Source organism: Ruegeria sp. AB11 (assembly GCF_056536325.1).
Genome location: NZ_JBQFJO010000002.1, coordinates 583,846 through 604,052, shown reverse-complemented (window position 1 = coordinate 604,052; position 20,207 = coordinate 583,846). Strand labels below are relative to the sequence as shown.

Annotated in this window: 19 protein-coding genes, 1 pseudogene and 1 riboswitch; of the genes and pseudogenes, 3 read left to right on the top strand and 17 right to left on the bottom strand. The window is 53.2% G+C overall.

The features are described 5' to 3' along the window. A complete protein-coding gene (locus ACR3EJ_RS22310) occupies positions 1-537 on the bottom strand; it encodes a tripartite tricarboxylate transporter TctB family protein (RefSeq protein WP_170543860.1) in 537 nt (178 codons plus the stop codon). Between the two features lie 62 nt (positions 538-599). Beyond that, positions 600-1,532 (bottom strand): tripartite tricarboxylate transporter substrate binding protein, encoded by a 933-nt coding sequence (locus ACR3EJ_RS22305; RefSeq protein ID WP_170471878.1) that lies wholly within the window; start codon positions 1,530-1,532, stop codon positions 600-602. A 124-nt stretch (positions 1,533-1,656) separates the two neighbouring features. Between ACR3EJ_RS22305 and ACR3EJ_RS22300 the strand changes: the two genes are divergently transcribed. Together ACR3EJ_RS22300 and ACR3EJ_RS22295 are read left to right on the top strand one after the other, a co-directional pair. Beyond that, positions 1,657-2,442: an IclR family transcriptional regulator gene (locus tag ACR3EJ_RS22300; protein ID WP_170543858.1), complete on the top strand. Its 786-nt coding sequence runs from the start codon at positions 1,657-1,659 to the stop codon at positions 2,440-2,442. A gap of 25 nt (positions 2,443-2,467) precedes the next feature. Further along, complete coding sequence (locus ACR3EJ_RS22295; protein ID WP_170543856.1) at positions 2,468-3,820, top strand: aminotransferase class III-fold pyridoxal phosphate-dependent enzyme; 1,353 nt, start codon at positions 2,468-2,470, stop codon at positions 3,818-3,820. Positions 3,821-3,855: 35 nt separating this feature from the next. Here the strand turns inward: ACR3EJ_RS22295 and hpaR are convergent, their stop codons facing one another. Then, positions 3,856-4,296: a homoprotocatechuate degradation operon regulator HpaR gene (hpaR, locus tag ACR3EJ_RS22290; protein WP_170543853.1), complete on the bottom strand. Its 441-nt coding sequence runs from the start codon at positions 4,294-4,296 to the stop codon at positions 3,856-3,858. Positions 4,297-4,534: 238 nt separating this feature from the next. Here hpaR and ACR3EJ_RS22285 point away from each other — a divergent pair, with 238 nt between their 5' ends. Then, positions 4,535-5,782 carry a glycosyltransferase family 2 protein gene (locus tag ACR3EJ_RS22285; RefSeq protein ID WP_170543851.1) on the top strand — a complete coding sequence of 416 codons (1,248 nt, stop codon included), beginning with the start codon at positions 4,535-4,537 and terminating at the stop codon, positions 5,780-5,782. Between the two features lie 76 nt (positions 5,783-5,858). Here ACR3EJ_RS22285 and ACR3EJ_RS22280 read toward each other — a convergent pair whose 3' ends face one another. The 14 genes and pseudogenes from ACR3EJ_RS22280 to ACR3EJ_RS22215 form a co-directional block, all read right to left on the bottom strand. Then, positions 5,859-6,509 (bottom strand): ABC transporter ATP-binding protein, encoded by a 651-nt coding sequence (locus ACR3EJ_RS22280; RefSeq protein ID WP_170543849.1) that lies wholly within the window; start codon positions 6,507-6,509, stop codon positions 5,859-5,861. Next, positions 6,506-7,288, bottom strand: coding sequence for a cobalt ECF transporter T component CbiQ (gene cbiQ / locus ACR3EJ_RS22275; protein WP_170543847.1), 783 nt, complete (start codon positions 7,286-7,288; stop codon positions 6,506-6,508). The genes ACR3EJ_RS22280 and cbiQ overlap by 4 nt, the downstream gene beginning before the upstream one ends. Then, on the bottom strand, positions 7,288-7,869 hold the full coding sequence (locus ACR3EJ_RS22270; RefSeq protein WP_170543845.1) for a cobalt ABC transporter permease: 582 nt from the start codon (positions 7,867-7,869) through the stop codon (positions 7,288-7,290). Before ACR3EJ_RS22270 ends, cbiQ begins: the two co-directional genes overlap by 1 nt. Next, on the bottom strand, positions 7,866-8,477 hold the full coding sequence (gene cbiM, locus ACR3EJ_RS22265) for a cobalt transporter CbiM (protein ID WP_170543843.1): 612 nt from the start codon (positions 8,475-8,477) through the stop codon (positions 7,866-7,868). The genes ACR3EJ_RS22270 and cbiM overlap by 4 nt, the downstream gene beginning before the upstream one ends. Positions 8,478-8,483: 6 nt before the next feature. After that, on the bottom strand, positions 8,484-9,269 hold the full coding sequence (locus ACR3EJ_RS22260) for a DUF4198 domain-containing protein (protein WP_170543841.1): 786 nt from the start codon (positions 9,267-9,269) through the stop codon (positions 8,484-8,486). Positions 9,270-9,399: 130 nt separating this feature from the next. After that, positions 9,400-9,602: riboswitch (cobalamin riboswitch) on the bottom strand. 112 nt (positions 9,603-9,714) lie between these two features. Continuing rightward, entirely contained in the window at positions 9,715-11,100 is a 1,386-nt protein-coding gene (locus ACR3EJ_RS22255) for an aldehyde dehydrogenase family protein (RefSeq protein WP_170543839.1), read from the bottom strand. After that, positions 11,097-12,770 (bottom strand): acetolactate synthase large subunit, encoded by a 1,674-nt coding sequence (locus ACR3EJ_RS22250; protein ID WP_170543837.1) that lies wholly within the window; start codon positions 12,768-12,770, stop codon positions 11,097-11,099. The genes ACR3EJ_RS22255 and ACR3EJ_RS22250 overlap by 4 nt, the downstream gene beginning before the upstream one ends. Before the next feature lie 714 nt (positions 12,771-13,484). After that, positions 13,485-13,811: pseudogene (locus ACR3EJ_RS22245) on the bottom strand (beta-barrel domain-containing protein); the annotation flags it as partial. Between the two features lie 255 nt (positions 13,812-14,066). Further along, on the bottom strand, positions 14,067-14,282 hold the full coding sequence (locus ACR3EJ_RS22240) for an ATP-binding cassette domain-containing protein (protein ID WP_260027346.1): 216 nt from the start codon (positions 14,280-14,282) through the stop codon (positions 14,067-14,069). A 6-nt stretch (positions 14,283-14,288) separates the two neighbouring features. Continuing rightward, a complete protein-coding gene (locus ACR3EJ_RS22235) occupies positions 14,289-14,666 on the bottom strand; it encodes a hypothetical protein (protein WP_170543833.1) in 378 nt (125 codons plus the stop codon). Between the two features lie 63 nt (positions 14,667-14,729). Beyond that, entirely contained in the window at positions 14,730-15,320 is a 591-nt protein-coding gene (locus ACR3EJ_RS22230; protein WP_170543832.1) for an ABC transporter transmembrane domain-containing protein, read from the bottom strand. 422 nt (positions 15,321-15,742) lie between these two features. Beyond that, positions 15,743-17,059 carry a TolC family protein gene (locus tag ACR3EJ_RS22225; RefSeq protein ID WP_480423559.1) on the bottom strand — a complete coding sequence of 439 codons (1,317 nt, stop codon included), beginning with the start codon at positions 17,057-17,059 and terminating at the stop codon, positions 15,743-15,745. Between the two features lie 441 nt (positions 17,060-17,500). Beyond that, entirely contained in the window at positions 17,501-18,997 is a 1,497-nt protein-coding gene (locus tag ACR3EJ_RS22220; RefSeq protein ID WP_170543828.1) for a DUF7056 domain-containing protein, read from the bottom strand. A gap of 195 nt (positions 18,998-19,192) precedes the next feature. Beyond that, positions 19,193-20,152 carry a glycosyltransferase gene (locus tag ACR3EJ_RS22215; protein ID WP_170543826.1) on the bottom strand — a complete coding sequence of 320 codons (960 nt, stop codon included), beginning with the start codon at positions 20,150-20,152 and terminating at the stop codon, positions 19,193-19,195. Positions 20,153-20,207: the final 55 nt, after the last annotated feature.

The following is a 20,207-nucleotide window of genomic DNA, read 5'->3' as shown; positions in this document are numbered from 1 at the left end:
TCAGAGATATGTCAGCGCAAAGGCGCGAACGCTGTCGGGCAGATATTCATAAACAGCACCAGCAGGGATTTTGACCTGCAGGAAGCCTCGGAAAATGACAGTGACAAAAACGCCGAACAAAGCCGCGATACCGACTGTTCTCGCGTCCGGAAACCCAGTTCGTAACGCCAGAAAAACAGCAAACAAAACGGTCGACGGCAGGTATCCCAAAATGGGAACCAGCATCACGTAAACCAAAAAATATGCGACATATTCAAACGATCGCACCCAGAACCCGACTTCTGTCCAGCGACCAAGAAGACGGGGGGACATGGCTGAGCTCAGCCAGTGAAGCAACCCAAAGATGACCATCGCCCAGAGCGAGATCATTGGCCAGAGGTTAGGCTGGGCAAACCATTTGGTCCGCTTTACGGCTTTGGTCTGCTCGCCCAATTGCGTCAGAAGAAAAACCGAAAAACCAAGGAAGAGCACTGCGAATACAACATCACCAGGTCGGCGATACCGTTTGAACATGTCCTGTAAGGTCTTCGCGATCATCTAAACCTCTCCCCTGATTGAAAAAGGCCCGGCAGATTTGATGCTGCCGGGCCAGTCTCATGTTATTCGCCCAGAATCTCTTCGATTTTGGCGAACGAGGCTTTGTCTTGTTCGATCTGTGCGTTGGAGGCATCTGGATCCTGCCAGTAGATCAGCGCACCCGTTTCCTCAGCAAGCTGCTTGGCCTTATCGGAACTCAGGGCCTTTTGCGCGGCTGCGGTGATCTTTTCACGTGCATCGGCTGGAGTGTCTTTGTGCACGAACAGACCGTTCCAAAGTGCCAAAGGCAAATCAGGGTTAAGTTCAACAACGGTTGGCGTGTCAGGAACCAGCGATATCCGCTCTCCTCCGATGCTGGCCAGGACGTTCACCTGATCCAAGCAGGGAAGTATGAGTTGAAGCGTGGTGTTGATCACATCCACGTCGCCCGAAGCCAATGTGTTGCAGTCCAGTGCGTCGAAAGCGGCTTCGCTCGCGAAATCAAACCCGCTGCTGACAGCAGCTGCAAATGTTACCTGTGTGGGTGGCAGCACAGAGCCGAAATGCCCCAATGCAACGTCGTTTTCCTTACCGTGCTCTACCAATTCCGCCCAAGTCGAAAAGGGCGCATCCTTGCTGGATGCGATCACAAATGGGTAGGTCAGGAAAATACCAATCGGGTCAAAGGGATTGGGGTTCAGCTCGGGAATACCAATGTCAGGGCCGATCACCGGTACGCCTATGACGAAAGAGCCCACTGTATATCCATCCGCCGGAGCTGTAGCCACTTCAACCGCGCCGGGAAACGGGCCTCCGCCACCGCCGGGCTTGTTAACCACTGCTGCGGGAACACCATACATCGCCTGAAATTCGTCGGCGATGAGGCGGGTAAGCACATCCTCAAGGTCACCCGGTGGCCATGGCACAACAAAAGAAACGGGTTTTTCAGGATATTCAGCCAAAGCAGCGCTGGCACTTAGGGCCATTGCTGCGGCAGTAGCCATGAATTTTTTCATTACGTCCTCCCAAGCGGTTCATATTTTGAAACACAGTATCAATTTTTTTATTGCTGTGTTAAGCTTTATTGTTGCTGTGTTAAGCTCTTTCTGTCAAGATAATTGTGAAACAAAGGACTGGATCATGGGGACTGCACTGAAAGTACTGAAACTTTTGGATAGCTTTTCTCTGCAACAACCTGAGCTTGGGTTGTCGCAGATTGCTCGGATGAATCAGATCAACAAGGCGACTGCACTGCGGTATCTGACGAATCTGGCGGACTACGGCATGGTCGAACAGGACCCACAATCCAAACTGTATTCGATTGGAACCGCCCCCCTTCGTTTGGCCAATCTACGAGAGGCCGCCAAACCACGGCTGACAGCGGCCCGAAAAATTATGAAGGCGCAGGTGCTGAAAGTGCATGAAACGATGCACATGTCACTTTTGAAATCCGATCTTCTGCAAACCACTTTGGTTGAAGAAACACAGGCTCATTCCGTTCGCATAAGTATCGGCGCCTCTGAAATTTTGCCTTTGCATGCGACCGCCTCGGGCATCGTTTCACTGGCGTTTGGCCCCAGAAATCTATTGCAACACGTACTGGATGGGTCGCTACCAATCTATTCCGAACACACCCTGACAAACCCCGATCGCCTGATGGATCTGGTCAATGAAACACGGCAGAAAGGGTGGTGCGAAAGTGTGAGCGGCTATGAAACAGGCGTACACGGGTTCGCCGCACCGATCTTCGGCGAGGAACAAACCGCGATTGGAGCCATCGCCTGCGTCATTCCGCAGCCTCGGGTCACATCGGACTTGCGGAGTGCCGTGCTCGACGCACTGAGCATTGCCTCAAAGGAGATCACATCAGTCTATGGCGGACAGTTTCCTGCCACCTACCGCCTGAATCAGTTGCAGACCAGTTGATACCGACACGACGACAGAGAGAGCCATGAAAGACTCAAACTTCCTGAAAGAAAACAACGCGCGATATTTCTGGCATCCGATGGCCCATCCGGCGGACAGTCAAAAAAACCCTCCCACTATTCTAAGTGGCGGTGAAGGGGTCAGCATCGTGGATGTTGATGGCCACCGGGCACTGGATGCAGTCGGTGGTCTGTGGAACGTGAATCTGGGCTATTCCTGCGAACCAGTAAAGCAGGCCATTGCGGACCAGTTGAACGCCCTACCCTACTATTCCACGTTTCGTGGGACCAGCAACGACAAGGCAATCGAACTATCCTATGAGCTTGCGCAGTTCTTTGAACCTGATGGCCTGACACGCGCGTTTTTCACGTCTGGCGGTTCGGACTCGGTAGAGATCGCCCTGAAAATGGCCCGCCAATACCACAAAATTCGCGGTGAGGCCGGCCGCACCAAGTTCATCAGTCTGAAGCAGGGTTATCACGGCACCCACTTTGCAGCTGCGTCGGTCAATGGAAATCAAAAGTTTCGCGCAGCCTACGAGCCCATGTTGCCGGGATGTTTTCACGTCCCCGCGCCTTGGACCTATCGCAACCCGTTTGATGAGACCGATCCAGCACGGCTAGCGCAGCTTTGCGTAAAAGCGTTAGAAGCCGAAATCGCATTTCAGGGTGCAAATACAGTCGCGGCGTTCATTATGGAACCCGTTCTCGGCGCAGGGGGAGTGATCCCACCACATCACAGCTTCATGCCCATGGTGCGCGAGGTTTGCTCAAAACACGGTATTTTGTTGATTTCGGACGAAATCATCACCGCCTTTGGCCGAACAGGCAGCGAAAGCGGCGCGCGGCATTGGGGCGTGAAACCAGACATAATGACCACAGCCAAGGCGATTACAAATGGCTATTTTCCATTCGGTGCAACGTTGATTTCTGGCGCAGTGGCTGAGTTGTTTGAAACCGATACAACTGGTCTGGCGTCGGTTGATCAAGGGTATACATATTCGGGCCATCCAGTCGGCGCGGCGGCAGCACTTGCCGCACTGTCCGAAATTAACCGCCTTCGGGTCTGGGAAAACGCCGCCGCACGCGGAGACGAACTCTTTTCCGGATTGCAAAAGCTGACCGAAAAATATGACGTCATCGGTGACGTGCGTGGGGGTGAGGGCCTCATGTGTGCGCTGGAATTGGTCTCAGACCGCGAAACAAAGGCACCGATCGCGAAACACTTGCCTCTGCAGGTACAAAAAACAGCCTATGAAGACGGTGTAATGGTTCGTGTGTCCGGCAATAACATCATCCTGTCACCGCCTCTGGTGATCACTTCGGAAGATGTGGCCAAAATCCTCTCGGCGCTTGATACCGGACTGGCCAGTCTCTGACTTGTCTACTGACCTCGTTTTTTCCCAGGACGGGGTCAGACTTTAACCTCTTGCAGCTCCTCGAGAAGATCCAGAAGTTGATCTAGCTTTTCACGCCCCAGTTGCGCTTCGATATTGTTCGATATTGCAAGCGATGTGGCGAGATTGTTCTCTAATATCATTCGACCCGCGTCGGTGATCTGCACCATAGTCCGGCGCTTGTCCTCGTTGTCTTGACGGCGCGTAATCTGCCCATCTGTCTCCATCGTCCGTAGAATTCGGGTCACACTGGGTAAAAGCAGGCAAGCCTCATGTGCAATAGTACTTTGCTCCACCTCTCCCAACTCATCCAGTACGCGCAGAATTCGCCATTTCTGTTCAGTCAGGCGAATACCCTGCAGCATATCCCGGATGGGTGCCATAACAGTTTCACGCGCGCGCAAAAGCGCAATTGGAAGAGATCGGGCGGTACTTTTGGTATGAGACTGAGTATTCATATGACCTTCTTAATCGTCAATTCTTGGTTTGCAAAGTTTAACAAGGCAAGTTCCTGCGACCGTGCCTGTTATTGTAGCTTTGTCTCTAACTAGCGCCCGCCGCTTCGGAGAATTTCCAGCAAGCCCTTTCAAGCGAAATGTTCCAACTGCGGCCAGTTAAGGCCACGATTTGGACACTATTATGGCTATTATCTTTTATTGTTGATGTTACGATCCGCTATTGGGAGCTATCTGAACCATGGTGCCAGCCGAAAACTCGGTCGCTATCGTTATGCCTTGCCTGAACGAGGCGGCAACGATTTCTTCCTGTGTAATCAGAGCGCAACAAGCCTTGCAGATACTCGCTGAGCGATACCAGATATCAGGCGAAGTAATCGTTGCAGACAATGGCAGCACGGACGGCAGTCAAGCCCTAGCTGAAAAGGCCGGTGCCCGGGTCGTAAACATTCAAGAACGCGGTTATGGCGCTGCCCTTATTGGTGGTTTTGCCGCAAGCGACGCCACTTATCTGGTGATGGGCGACAGCGATTGTTCCTATGATTTCGTCGAAGCGGTTCCGATGATCGAACAGTTGATGAATGGTGTCGAATTATGCATGGGCAACCGTTTTCGTGGCGAAATCAAGCCAGGCGCAATGCCTTGGAAGAACCGTTATATCGGCAACCCGGCCTTGTCGGGCATTCTTAGAATTTTGTTTCGCACTGGTATCGGTGACGCCCATTGCGGCATCCGCGCCATCCGGCGAGAGGCATTGGAGCGGCTCAACCTATCTTCAACCGGGATGGAATTTGCTTCCGAGATGCTGCTGAAATCTGTGCTGCGGAAGCTGAATATAGCCGAGGTTCCTGTAACTTTGTCTCCTGACGGACGCGGTAGGGCACCACATTTGAATCCGTGGAGAGATGGGCTTCGGCACCTGATATACATGTTTTTGCTCAGCCCAACCTGGCTGTTTCTGGTGCCTGCACTGGTCCTGTTCCTCGCAGGATTTGCAATCACCGTTCTACTGCAACTTAGCGGAGATCAGGAAATGGCGCTGATCGGTGGCTTCAGGATCGGCGATCACTGGGCGGTTGCAGCGAGTGCAGCCATGGTCCTGGCCTTTCAGACGGTGGTGCTGTGGCTGGCGGCACTGATGTGCAGCTATCGGGATGGGCTTCGACTGCCAACAGAACGCGCTCGGGTATTGTTGGGATATTCGCGCTTGCAATATTGGATTCTGGCCGGGCTTGTCCTGACATTTGGCGGCTTGATATGGGCGGCCACTATCACCTCTAGCTGGATTGCCTCGGACTTTGCGGCATTGAACGAGATGCGCACTTTGATCGCTGCGTTCACGATGATTGTTATTGGGGTGCAAACATTTTTTTCCGGGTTCTTGCTGTCTATGATTGCGGGCAATCGCTCGCGTCATTCAGCGGTTCTACCCAAACGAGGGAATGTCTCTGCCAATCCCGATCTAATGGCGTTGAACCAACCAACATGATCTTCGGCTGATCTGCCTATTCCATTGGATCTGATGGTACCGCCAACGCGCGGCATCCGATCGCAGCGTATCAGCCTTACACCGTTACAAGCTTCCCACGTCGGAGTTCGAGGGTCTCGGGCGCCAACGAGCGGCGGAACGCAGGGGCATGACTGACCAATAGAATCGCCTGAGGTAATCCCTGCAAAATTTCCAGAAGCCGTGCTTCATTCTTGGCATCAAGCGCGTTGGTCGGCTCGTCCAATAGTAACGCCTCAGGCTCCATCGCGAGTACGGTGGCAAGGGTCACCAACCGTTTTTCACCACCTGAAAGTTTATGCGTGATACGGTCGCGCAGATGCACCAAATCCAGATCGCTCAGCACCTTGTCAACGATGGCAAGCGCTTCGGTCGTGCTGCGCCCAAGATTGAGCGGGCCAAAAGCGATATCTTCCGCCACGGTCGGGCAAAACAACTGGTCGTCAGGGTCTTGGAACACCAATCCTATACGGCGGCGAACCTCGTGAAAGTCAGCCTCGACACACCTATCCTTACCAAAGATGTTCACGCGCCCAGAAGAGGGCGCTTGAAGGCCAAGGACAATGCGAAAAAATGTGGATTTTCCTGATCCATTTGGACCTGCAATCGACAACCGTTGACCAGGCTCAAGCTGCAGCGACGCTCTGTCCAGAACCGGGGCGTGACCCGGGTACGAAAAGCAAATGTCTTCGAGCTTAAGGATCGTCATTGAAAATCCAGAATAAGAAGGCTGACACAAATCGCACACATCATCGTGGCAAACCAATAATCCCGTCGGGTCAGGTTAAATTCCTGCAACAACAGAAGCCGGCCCGAAAACCCTCGGCACTTCATCGCGTCCAGAATGCGCTCGGAACGTTCAATGGCGCGGATCAGCATCATACCGACCAGATAACCAAAGCTGCGATAGGTGTGCCAGTTGGTGCCCGGACGGAAACCTCTGACCTTCATCGCGCCGCGCAGACGCAGGTACTCTTCTCGCAGCACCTCGATATAGCGGATCGTGAACATCAACAGATGCACAAGCACCTCCGGGCAGCGAAGTTTGTGCAATGCATGACCTAATGTGACAGGCTCCATCGACCCTACCAGGACCATAAGCGCCAGTATCACTGCGTTTGCCGTCAGCGCGATCTCAATGGCTTTCCAGAACCCCTGCCAGCTTGCTGCAAATCCAAAGAGGGTGAACATGGCGTCTCCGGGCATGGAGAATGGCAAAAGCACCAACATGAAGATGATAAAGCTGTCCATCATCGCCATACGTTTGAGAGTTCGGCGAATGGGCAACCGCGACATCAGCAACAGCCCGATCGAAACTGAAAGCGCGATCAACAACGAGGGGATTGAACTTAGTGCAACGGTGACGACGGCAAAGAGACATGTGACTACGATACGCATCCGCGGATCCAAATCCGCGATCACCCCGTAGGGCTCAATCCCACCTGCCTCGGCCAGAGTTTTGGCCTGGGGTTCCAGCGCATGTGCCATCAGGCGACCAACTTGCGACGTGCGGCGAAATAGAACCCGACACCAAAGAGACCAACGATATACCCGATGCCCCCCAAAATACTTTGCATATCGTTATGTTCGCGATAGGCGGCAATTTCTCGGCGCAAGGGGCGAGTTTCGTCGCGCACCACTTTAGCGATCGCGGCGCGTTCTTGATCGGACAGAGACGCAACCATCACGGTTCCAACGCTTGCAACAGTCGTCGGCTGAGCACCGATCTCCGCAACCTCAGCGGCAACTCCCATGATTTCGGCCACCTCGTTTGCGGACATGGTCACTTCAGCCACATGGCCCGCGCCAAGATCGGCCTTGAAGGTATGCGCAACAGGTTTTGTGGGGATATACAAAAAGAACCCGTCTCCATCGGTAACGGTGTGACCTAGTTCAGCACCATCGGGGCCGTAGACGAAAACTTCCTGGTCGCTTGCCATATCGCCATTGGAGAACCCCAGCTCACCCTCGATCACTTCGCCAGCGGGGAAAACCCCCGCGATGACCTTGTGTGCGAGGGCCGAAATCGGTGTGAGCATCAGCGTGGCAATAACAACCAGTTGTTTCATGTTAAAATCGCCTTTTCGAACAGTTCCGGTTTCACCTTGCGCGCCAACATCACGGCAAACCCCGTAAGCATGGCTTCTATGCCCATAACCGGTATATGGGCGAAAAACACCAGCTTAGCCGCAGGCAGGAACGCGTCACCGGACATCGCCAGTGAAATGGCAACAAACGCGGTTGTGGCTGCGATTGAGAACGCCCCCCCGATACCGCCCCAAATCGCCCCCTGAATGGCCGAGCCTCGGGCGATGAGGCGGCCAAAGATCATCCAGGTCAGTACCGCCGGAAGGGCAATATTCAGCGTATTGATCCCCAAAACGGTCAGTCCACCAAATCCAAAGAAAACAGCCTGTAGCAGTAGCCCGACAAACAAGGCCGGAAAGGCGGCCCAACCGAGTAAAAGCCCTGCCAGGCCGTTCAGGATCAGATGCACAGAAGATGGGCCAATCGGCACATGAATCAGCGAAGCAACGAAGAAACTGGCTGACAGAACGCCCGCTGTGGGAATGCGATCCAGATCCAGCGACCTCAGCCCCATTGCAATCCCGCCTGCAGCAGCGATCGCACCGCCGATTACGACAGGGTTCGAAAGAGCACCATCTACAATGTGCATAAGGATTTACTCCAGATCCCAGGCGCGGATCCAGATCACGGCATCCTGGCTCAGCTCTTTACCTTCATGCTCGGTTTTCGGACCAGAGCCCAGAGCAGCGAAACCCCAGTAACCGGCCTTGGGTACACCAAAACTGAAATAGCCATTCTCGTCCGAAATCGCTACCAGCGCACCACCTGGCAGCGGTGACACTGTCGGTGCAGCGGCGCCCGTGCCTTTCAGGTCAGGGGCGGCGGCGATGAATTCGATCTCAATCTCGACCCCTGCAACTGGTTTGCCCTCGCTCAGCACGCGACCCGTGAAAGTTGAGCCCGCAATTATGTTGTAGGGCTTGTTCAGCGGCAGGATTTCTGTTGCCAGACCTTGTGGCTGATCCCAGTCGGTGGGCAGTTCATTTCGGTTCAGATAGGCCTTGGTGATCTGCTGGATATAAATATCCTCAGATTCTTCGTAGTAGGGCGCAGCAACGGTCACCACCACATAGTCGCCCGAACGCTTCACCGGGACCGAGCCTTTGAACGCCTTGGCGCTGTTGTCTGGGCCGTCAAATGTGGTTTCTTCCAATGTGTCCAGCAGATCGGTTTTACTGCCGTTGTGGATCACATAGAATTCTTCCGGTTTTTCAAGCGTCATCACATGACCGGCTTCAAACGGGTGCCAGAATATCAGCTTTACCGGCACATCACCGGGTCGCTCGATCATCGTGTTTTCTGTGTATTCCAGTAGGAAATGAGCGCTCGCAAACGTAGGCATCACTGCAGCAGCTGCGGCTGCCAAAAACAATTTCTTCAAAACTCAGTCCTTCTCAGGTCGCGCCTTCCCCGGCACATATTTGGTTTTGACTTGGGGAGGGCCCGCGTCCGTTCGTCGACCGAGACAAACGGATACAGCGCACACCCCGTCGCCGACAATGAGCACCCTTTCCGAGGGCGCGTGTTCGGCAGGTCTCCTGACTTGCGGGTCAAAGCGCTATGCTGGCCTTCCCGGGATATCCCAGTGGCATTGTCAGCCGCGCTCGCCGCTTACAGTTGCGGGGGCAGTTGCAGATTTGGCGCGAAGAGCACCGCACTACATTCCCTATTGCTTCCAGGGGAATCCCCCGGAACCGAACATGGCGTGTTCATGCCAGAACATGCAAAGCGCGGTCAACAATCGTTTCCGTCACTAAGCAGGCCATTTGCGAAATTAGAGTACCCACATCCGCTCGATCAGTATCGGATCGATCCTGACAGCTTCATCACAGCCGTATTACAGCCATCTTATCTTGCGTCATGTCATGCATGGTGTAGCCGATACCGCCGGTGTTGTACCCTGATTGACGGCGACCCGCGAATGGCATCCAGTCGACCCGAAAAGCAGTATGATCGTTCACCATGACGGCCGTGGCGTCCAAATACCGCACGGCATGCATTGCTGTATCCAGGGATTTGGTAAAGACCGACGCCTGAAATGCAAAAGGAAGAGCGTTTGCAGCGTCGTATGCAGCACTAAGATCATCATATTCATAAACACAAACAATCGGCCCGAAGATTTCGGAGGTGGACACGTTCGCATCAGCGGGTGGGTTTAGAAGGACAGTCGGTGCATAGGTCGTTCGGCCCAGCCGATTACCTCCTGTCATTACGCGGGCACCTCCCGCAACCGCTTCGTCTACCCATTGTTCTACTCGATCAACTTCACCCGGACGGATCAGTGGCCCACATTCCACGCTGGCGTCACAGGCATCACCCACCTTCAGCGCTGAGGCGGCTTCTGCCAACTTTCGAGCGACCGTCTCCGCCATCCCTGATGGAGCAAAAACACGCTGAACCGAGACACAAACCTGACCGGAATGATAAAATCCACCCTTGGTCAACAAGGGGATCATGGCATCAATGTCGGCTGTCTCATCGATGATAACTGGCGCCGCTCCGCCGTGCTCCAACGCGCATCGCGTCCCCGGCGCCAGCTTCGAGCGCAGCATCCACCCGACACGTGCCGATCCGATAAAAGAAAAGAATCCGACACGCGCGTCCGTGATCATCCGTTCAGCTACATCATTTTGGCAAATCGCCAGATGGCACCACTCCTTTGGCAGTCCAGCCTCATACAGGATGTCGACAAATGCTTCGCATGACAGTGGTGTATCAAGCGCCGGTTTGATGAGGACCGGGCATCCAGTGGCCACAGCCGGGGCCACCTGATGTACGATCAAGTTCAACGGATGGTTAAACGCGCTTGCGGCAACCACAACGCCTATGGGTTCACGCTGTGTAAAGGCAATCCGACCCGATCCTGCTGCTGTCAGATCCATCGGTATTTCCCGGCCCGCCATCTGCCCGATTTCATGGATACACAGTTCGACACCATCAATAGCACGTGCCACTTCGATGCGCGCGTCAATCAAGGGTTTGCCACCTTCGCTGGCGATCAGCATCGCAAGGTCTTCCGCGCGGCCGGACATGATCCGGGCTGCATTCTTCAGAACCTCAATCCGCCTGTAAGCAGGCAACCAAGTGCCCCGATCACGGTGCAGACCGTAAGCCACGTTCAGCATCACATTGATATCGTTCCAGTTTTTAACCTCGACACTACCGATTTTCTCAAGATCAAACGGGTTCAGAACTTCAACAACATTACTCATATCAGACAGACCTTCGCCGCAAGCTCATCAATGAGGACACGTTGGTTTTCACTGTAATCGACCGGCAAGTCGATCAGATGCACACCACCTGCTTCAAACGCTTTTTCAAATGTAGGCACCAGATCTTCTGTCCATTCAACCCGATGACCCGCAGCACCATAGCTGTTGGCGTATTGCACAAAATCAGGATTCTTGAATTCCAATCCCCAATCATCAAACCCCGCATGCGACTGCTTCCAACGGATCATTCCGTACGAGCTGTCATTCAGAACAGTAACAACCAGATTGAGGCCAAGACGAACGGCGGTTTCAATCTCCTGGCTGTTCATCATGAACCCTCCGTCACCGCAAATGGCCATGACCCTGCGTTCGGGATATAGCTTTGCTGCCATCATGGCCGAAGGTAAACCTGCCCCCATGGTGGCAAGCGCGTTGTCCAGCAGAACCGTGTTGGGTTGATAGGCCTGGTAGTTTCTGGCGTACCAAATTTTGTAGATACCGTTGTCCAAAGCGATGATATCGCAATCCCCCATGACTTTGCGTGTGTCAGCTACAAACCGCTGGGGGATGACCGGAAAGCGCGGATCATCAGCGCCTTCTGATGTGTGTAGATCGGTCTCGTTTTTGACCCGCTGGAAGTAACTGCGGTCAAATTCCAAAGGTTCTTGCAGGAACTCACCCAATTTGGAGATGGATTGCGCCAGATCACCAACCACTTCAACTTGAGGGAAATAAACCTGATCGACCTGCGCGGCCTTGTAGTTAACATGGATCACTTTGGTGCCGCCCTCTTCCATAAAGAACGGCGGTTTTTCCACAACATCGTGACCCACATTGATGATCAGATCAGCGCGTTCGATGGCGCAGTGCAGATAATCACCATCCGACAGAGCGGCTGTGCCCAAAAACAGTTCGGACCGCTCATCCACGACACCCTTACCCATCTGAGTATTGAAAAATGGAATCTGAGTATCGTTCACGAACTTGCTCAGTGCGCTGCGGGCGTGTTTTCGGTTCGCCCCGGCCCCCAAAAGCAAAAGCGGCATCCTGGCAGCGCTGATCATCTCAGCCGCTTCGGTCAGAACTGCATCACCGGCCACGGCATAGTGACGCTGATGCGGTTCAAGAACATGCTCAGAAGTCTCTTCGGCTGCAATGTCTTCCGGAAGTTCCAACAAAACCGCGCCGGGGCGTTCCTCTTGCGCGACACGAAAGGCTTCACGGATCAATGAGGGGATAGTGTTGCCGTGTACAATCTGTTTGGACATTTTACAGATCGGATCGAACAGCCCAACAATATCGACAATCTGAAACTGGCCCTGTTTCGACTTCTTGATGGGTTTCTGCCCCGTGATCATGATCAGCGGCATACCACCCAGATGAGCATAGGCCGCTGGCGTAGCAAAGTTCGTAGCCCCCGGCCCCAGCGTCGCCATGCAGACTCCGGCCTTACCCGTCAGACGTCCATAGGTCGCAGCCATGAAAGCCGCTCCTTGTTCGTGACGCGTGAGAACCAACTCTATTTTTGAGGTTCTCAGAGATTCCAGAACATCCAGGTTCTCTTCTCCCGGAACAGCAAAGATGTACTCAACACCCTCCGCCTCAAGCGCTGCGACCAGCAGATCAGAAGCTTTGTTAATTGGCGATACGATTTGGTCATTGGTAGACATGTAATCTCCTGATTTCACGACAGATCGGTGAGCTTGGGGTGGCCACAAAACTAAATGTACCACCATTTTGAATGAGGTTAAGGTCCATCGATTAACCACCGGCTTGCAATCGCTATCGCTTGGGAAACAGCTTGTCCTCAGAATTGGGTTCCGCGCTTATCGACTAACAATCGCAACTGAGTGGCCTTTCGCTCCCTGCTCCACTGTCTGCAATGGGCAATACGCAAAATGAACCACTCCAATGGAGTGCAGATCACGCGTCGACCCGAGCGGAACAGTTGAAGAAACATTTTTGTCGGCGCACCCAATCCCTGAATGCTCTGACTGATTGAGGGGCGTTTCCGCACGATCCTGAACAAAGATATATTGCCAAAATAACCCGCACAAACGCTCAAAAACGAGACAACACCGGGCGACCACGGGAAAATTACGCCACATGGCCCTGTCGAATTGGGTGATTACCCAGACGTGAATCACAATGAGCCAAAGAACTGCAAGGCCAACGAGAGAACTGGATAGCTGCAACATGTTCTTTGGCTCGTTCTTGGTTCGACTTAGGCCCAGCCTAGGTGCGCTGCAATCAAGTCGATGGCTGAATATTCAAACTAGATTGGAACTGGAACGTCCATAATCCAGCACAGAGCTCATCACGTATTGGTGAAGTGATATCTACGCGGTAACAAAATGAGCGCGGAGACAGAACAGCGTAATCCGTCAGTCTCGAAACACCCTTTCCTTTACGCGTATGACTGGCTTCGTCAGATACTCCAGCATTGTTTTTGGTTCGGACAGCATATTAACTTGAGCAACCATACCCGGTATCACGCCCAGATTCTGCCCATCCGCATCCGCCAACGCTCCAACCAGCCATATCTCCAGGACATAGACCGACGTTTCTTCATCCGGGGCAAGTACCGTACCCGCACCGATGCGCGTTACCCGCCCGTCCAGTGCACCATAGCGTGAAGCGTCATATGCCGTAATACGCACCTTCACCTCCAGATCAGATCGAATAAAGGCAATGTCATCCGGCGCGACAAAGGCCTCGACTGTGACGGTTTCGGCAAACGGTACGTTTCAACTACGGTCTGACCCTGCTGGACCACTCCGCCCAAAGTCGAAATCAAAACCTGATTGACAATGCTGCGTGTCGGTGCGCGAATTTCGGCACGTGCGAGACGGGTCTGAAAGGCTGGAATACGGGTTTCAAGCGAAGCCAGTTTGTGAGCCTCCCCATCTGAAATGGTCCACCGCTATGTTTAAGAAACGGAGTACCAAGAATAGCAAACAAGCGACCTAAGCCGGAAGAGATTGTCTAAACCGGCCAGAAATGATGTTCTCCTTCAGAGTCCCTGAGAACGGCCAGCAATCCTGCAACACAGCGCCAATATTGCGCGTCTTATCCGCCGGATCCACGGCACGCGCATCCAGACCATCCAGCATGGCCGCCCCGGCATCTGGTTCATACAAACCCAAGATCAAGCGCGCCAGATTGCTTTTCCCAGACCCAATCGGGCCCTATATCGCTACTTTTCCGCCCGGTTTGATCGCTAAATCGATATCCTTAAGAATCGAACCCAACGCGCCATCGTAAGCAAAACTGACACCTTTGAAGTCATTCTGACCTTCGATCCTGCGCCGAGACAAATAGCGTCGGCCAGGCTGACGCTCGACCTCTTGCACCATAATCGCATCGATCTGGTGATAAACCACGCGCGCTTGGTTCAGACGCGTCAGTACCTGCGCCAACTGGGACAGAGGCGACAGGGTTTTGGCCGTCAAGATCACGCAAGCGATCAGTGCTCCCATGGAGATCACCCCGTCCCGGATCAGGAACACACCGTAAAACACAATCACGACCTGCACGATCTGTCGAACCAGCAAGGTAAGGTTCACCGTCCCCTATGACAGCAAACGCCTCCTGCCGGAACTATCTGCCTGCGCGCGTACCGACTCCTCTCAGCGGGCGCGCATGACCGGTTCGGCACCGGTCGTCTTGAGGGTTTCCATCCCCGTCTGCGTTTCCATCAAAACTGATTGTTTGGTCTGATCATCAACACTAGATTCACGGGCATATTGGCTGAGGAATGGCTGCGCCAAAAGCCCCGACAGCAACGTAATAGGCACAGCAATTGCCGGATCCAGCGCGAGAGTACCGCCGATGGCCCAGATCATACCGATAAATACAAATAGGAAGGGCAAATCGATCAAAGCAACCAGAAAGGCTGAGGTGGAAAAGTCACGTACCACCTCAAAGTCCCGCAGGATCGAGCCCATCCGCTCATTCTGACCCCTACGTGACTTCATCTTGAGCGCCATCAACTGATTGAACAGCCGTTCGGCGATCTTCCTATTCACCCGTTTCCCTACTGTGTCGATGAAACGCTGCCGCAGATTTTGGATAAGAAAGTAAATCAGCAACACAAAGCCCACACCAGCAACCAAGGCCAATAGACTGTCGACCGCTCCATTCGGCAGGATGCGATCATAGAAAACCATCTTGAACGGAGAGGTCGCCAGTCCAAGTACGCTGGTTTCTAAGGCGGCCAAAACCAATGCCCTGTGGCGCTGAACGGTCCTCCTCCGAGCGGCGCGCAGAACCCCGAGCGCTTTGCTCGGACGCGGGTCCTGTAGCCGCCAAATTTTCGGCTCGGATGTTCCAGTACAGGCATCAATCACTGGAAATCGATCCTATCCTTTCGATTCAGCACTACAAAAGGGGAGCCCTCGGCAGCAAAGGACCAGAACCGGAAAGAGGATCGGATCAAGCTTCAACAACCGCGCCTTGCCGAAATCCGCCCTGTAACCCGCCACCTCCAACGCACTTGCAGCGTCTTCGACGGCATAAGCATCAGGCTTGCCCTAAAAAACCCGAAATAGATCTGCCTCGGACAGACCATGGCCTAGATGTTCCGTTAATAGCCGGAGATGATTGATCAGCGGGTCGGATGTGGCAGAATTCATCGGGACTGTCACAAGGTCGGATCGGTAGGCTGAGCGACACCCAAAGCGTCCAAGATGTCACCGGTGACCGCCAGCACAGCATATTCGGCGCGACGCGCCTGAGCTTCAAGTTGAATTACCCGCACCTGTGCAAGGTTCAGTTCGCGCAATGCATCCAATATCTGAACCAATGTGCTGCGCCCAATATTAAACTGATCCCGTGCAGCATCTAGCGCCTGCTCATTGATCTCGACCGCGCGTCGGGCTGTCTCTAGCCGCCGTTGGATTGAATTGGTCTCTTCCAGCGCCCGAGACAGATTACGCTGCAACTCGCGGCGCAACTCCTCTTCATCGGCTTGGCTTTGTTGAAGATTCGCGCGCGCCGTTTTCACGTTGGCCCGTGCGGAACCACCTTGGTAAATCGGAACTGTCACGCCCAATCGAGCCTGCGCCCCATCGTCAATGAACCCCTGATCGAAATCAGTCTCAAGGATCGCGGACAGGGTCGGCCGAGTCGCCCGTTCCGCAACGATAACTTCTTGCTGGCGCACCTGGCTAACGGCAACCTGAGTCCGTAAACGTGGGCTGCGCTCAACCATCTCCTGCGCCGAAGACCCAGCCAAAGCCGGGGCCGGCGGGATCGTCGGAATAACACCGGGACGGGTCCCAAAAACTTCTACCCAGTTTGCGGTTGCCAGTTCCACTTCTGTCTGCGCTTGTGCCAGTTCTGTCTCGGCATTGGATCTGCGCCCTTGCCCGGCCAGCAGATCTGCAACAGATCCAGCCCCCGCATCAAAGCGTGACTGGAGGTCGTCAACCAATACATCCGTGCGGTCCAGATTCTGCCGAGCTTGCTGTTCGAGGCGACGGTTGCGGTCCAGATTGACTATGGTTTCTATGGCCTCGAAACTTAATGCGTTCAGCTCTGACAACTCACTTAACCATGTCTGCCGGGCTTCGATCTGGCGCAATCCTACGCGACTGTTGACTTTGCCCCCATCATATATGATCTGGCTCAACCGCAGGATTGGAACCGGATCACCGCCAGACGTCAAAGACGTCTCGGCCTCTATCTGCGGCAAAAATGCCCCCTGCGCTGCGTCGATTCGAGACTTCGATGCCAGAACGTTCGCGGTGCCTGCGGCTGTCGTAGGTGAAGTAGCGACCGAAGTTCGTACCAGCTCGGCAAAATCAGTATGTGCAACGCTTCCCTTCAGATTGTTCCTACCTGATGCGGGTGCTTCCACGGGTTTTGCAGTCGGATCAAAGGACTGAGTCCCCTGAATATCTTCAGTGCAACCTGCCAAAACTATCGTGGTTATCAAAACCGACAACCAAGCATTCATGATGCCAATGCTCCTGGTATTAATTATGCGCCAGACAACAAATCATCGGTCAATATTCTTAACAAAGTGCTATTCAAAGTTCTCGTTAAAAGGGTATTTTGACGGACAAACAACCTTATGCTTTGCACGCATATTTACATTCGAGCGTAACAACAACGGCGCACGTGCGGCCCCTAATGCACCATCTGCACGCAGCCAAAGACCGCTTCCTTCGACCTGCAATGCATTGTCGACTGCATCGGCCAGTTCCACATCCGTGATCGCAATGCCCAGCCAGATATCATCAATTCAAGCTTCAAATCACGGTTAACGTCATCTACCTGCGCCACAATCGACCTGTCGAAACCGCCACCCGCATCCAGAAAATCGGTGCTCGAGCCCAGTATGAACCTTTGGCTCTTTTCTAAGTCGATACTGATCCCAAAAAATCGCAGGCTAACCTTAGTAACTGTAGACGCCTTCAAAAAGCAAAATACGATCGCCTGGATCGGTCAAAACCGAATTGTTTGTTGCACGGGGCATCATAATGTTCGGAGCTCGCAACTCATAATTCGCCTCAAGCACGGCGCCAAATTCCGATCCCAGATTGTTTGTACGATAAGATAATATCACAAGTTTTGGCTCGGCGCGGAACAACGCCTGATACAGGGCAGATTCTTCGCCTGCAGATTTCGTGTTGTTGACAGCTTGTGCATCAAGCCAGAGGCGCGGCTCCATGCGACGACTGGGAATCATGCCAATGCCGTCAAAATAGGTGTCCTCTTGCTCAAGTAGTTCTTCTGCTTGCTGAACCAGCGCAAGTTGGTCACGGTTATCGTGGGCCAAATATTGAACATTTCGCAGCGTGCTCAGCACAGCAACAATTACCAGAATGCCAATAACACGCGAATACCACGTTTCTGATCGCAGCATCAATCGGGCGACGGCGTCGGCACAATAGAAAGCCAGAAACGGCAGCACCATGACGAAAACGTATGGCCATGTTTGATTATGAAAAAAGACCAATGCAGAAAGCACTAAGGTAAAGACAAAATGTACCCGCGCAGCACTATCACATTTGGCAAATCGAGAGGCGGCTACAAAAAGCCCAAATATTATCAAACCATATTGCAGGGAATTTCGCTTGAGCGTTTGCCAGACGAACGCATCAAGTCCTTCGTAATAACTGCCCCCATTGAACGCGAGTTCCGCTGGCCCAAAGAAAAGCACGGCAAGAACCTGTGGCATCGCCGCGCCTCCTAACAGGACTCCGTAAACTGCTATTGCGGCTGCCCACCCCAGTAAAAGCATTACCCCACGCTTCACCGCTCGGGCGACTGAACGCATGATGAGAGCATCAATAGTCAATGCGGCCCCCAACGCAAAATTGAAGTAGATTGATTTTTGGGTTGTTACAAATGCAAGCCCACTTAGCAAACCAGCAATCAGAAGAGGCTTGGCGCGGTCAGTTCCAGACCGAATGACGACCAGAATTGCCATAATCGCAAATAGCGTGGCAAGCGGTTCTGAACGCAAGCGGAATCCGCGTTCGATGAAATTACTGAAGCTCAGCAAGAGTGCAACGGCTAACAAAGCCGTAACACGTTCCGCCCCCAAAGACCGGGCGCATAGGTAGACACACCAAATGATCGCGATTGCCAAGCAGGCTGTTGTCAATCGGCCTACTATCAGCATCGAGGTGGCATCCCATCCGATCAGATGAGAGAATTCATAGAACAGAGCATATCCGACCGCCTTTTTCGGCCAGATCGTCTCGAACGTTCCGTCGAACAGATAAACGGGCTGGGTAAAATGCCAAAACTCATCCATCACAAAACGAGTATTGACCGCCAGCACAACGAGAAACGCAATCTTTAATAAAATAAAGGCTTTGAGTGCAAACGATAACCGTTCAGAGCGGTTCAGGTTTTGTGGCAAGATCTTTGTGCGCACCGTCATTCTGTGCACTCTCACATAAAACGCTGCTGGCTTGTTTCACCGCGCGTGATCTCAATATCTGCCACTGGATTTAACCGACCTCTCACGCGATGTGAAAAACAATCCAATTCAAAAAAAACACGGTGCCGCGATGTCAAAGCAAACCCCGAGTCTGCCTCAAATGCGGAATCAATATGCACTCTGAATGGACCCATCTCATGTTCCTCTTTTCATCGCCAGCTTAAGCCGGGGCACGAGCCTGTTCACGATCTGTGAGCGGGTGAGAAACTCGCGCCATTCAAGCGGTCCAAGTAAGATTATTGCCTTTAACGCTGAACCACATCCACGCAATCTGCGATGGTGCAGGCTGGCCAAACAAATGTTAAAAGCATTGGCCGTATCAGCGCGTTTACGGGCAATCTTTCTGAGATCGTCTGGCAGATGCACAAGATGCCGTTCCATTGGGATCTTCAATTGTCGCTTGAACGATTGCAGGTCTCGCGACCCGGTCATGGTCTGGGAAGCTGCATGAATACGAAACGATGCGGCGCAGGTGGGATCCCAAGCCAATCCATTCTGTGCGAGGCTCAACCAAAGGTCCCAGTCGGCAGTATACCAAAGGTCTTCATCAAGACCGCCCTTTCGCATTGCTGCATCCCGCCTGAACATGACGGCAGGCAACGCAACGGTATTTTGAACAATCAAGTACGAAAGCGCCTCTTCGAATGAAAGAACGCGCTGAGCACCTCCGAACGGAGGACACATATGGCCGACCGTATTACCCTTAAGATCAATGAGATTCGCACCATGAACCCATATATCGACATTCGGGTATCGTGAGGACATTTCTTTCAGCAATGCCGCACGACCAGGCGACCAAATATCATCCTGATGCAACATTGTGATAAGGGATGAAGCTGCTTCTCGCAGTCCAAGATTTGTATTCTCGGTCCACGATTTTGCATCAGGATTGTCGATGATCCGGAGTGGAAGACGTGACCGCGCAGCCTCGAGAAGTTTCCGGCTATTATCCGTTGAACCTTGATTGACGGCGACAATCTCAAGCCCTTCGCATTGACCATCTAGCGACGACAGTGCTGCGTCCAGAGTGTCCCCGCCATTATAGATTGGCATAATTACTGTAAGCCATGGTTGCGTCATGGGGTGCAGCGCCATTGAGTATGTATTCCGATCATGAAGGCAATCCTGGTCAGCGAAGACTCTAGTCTCA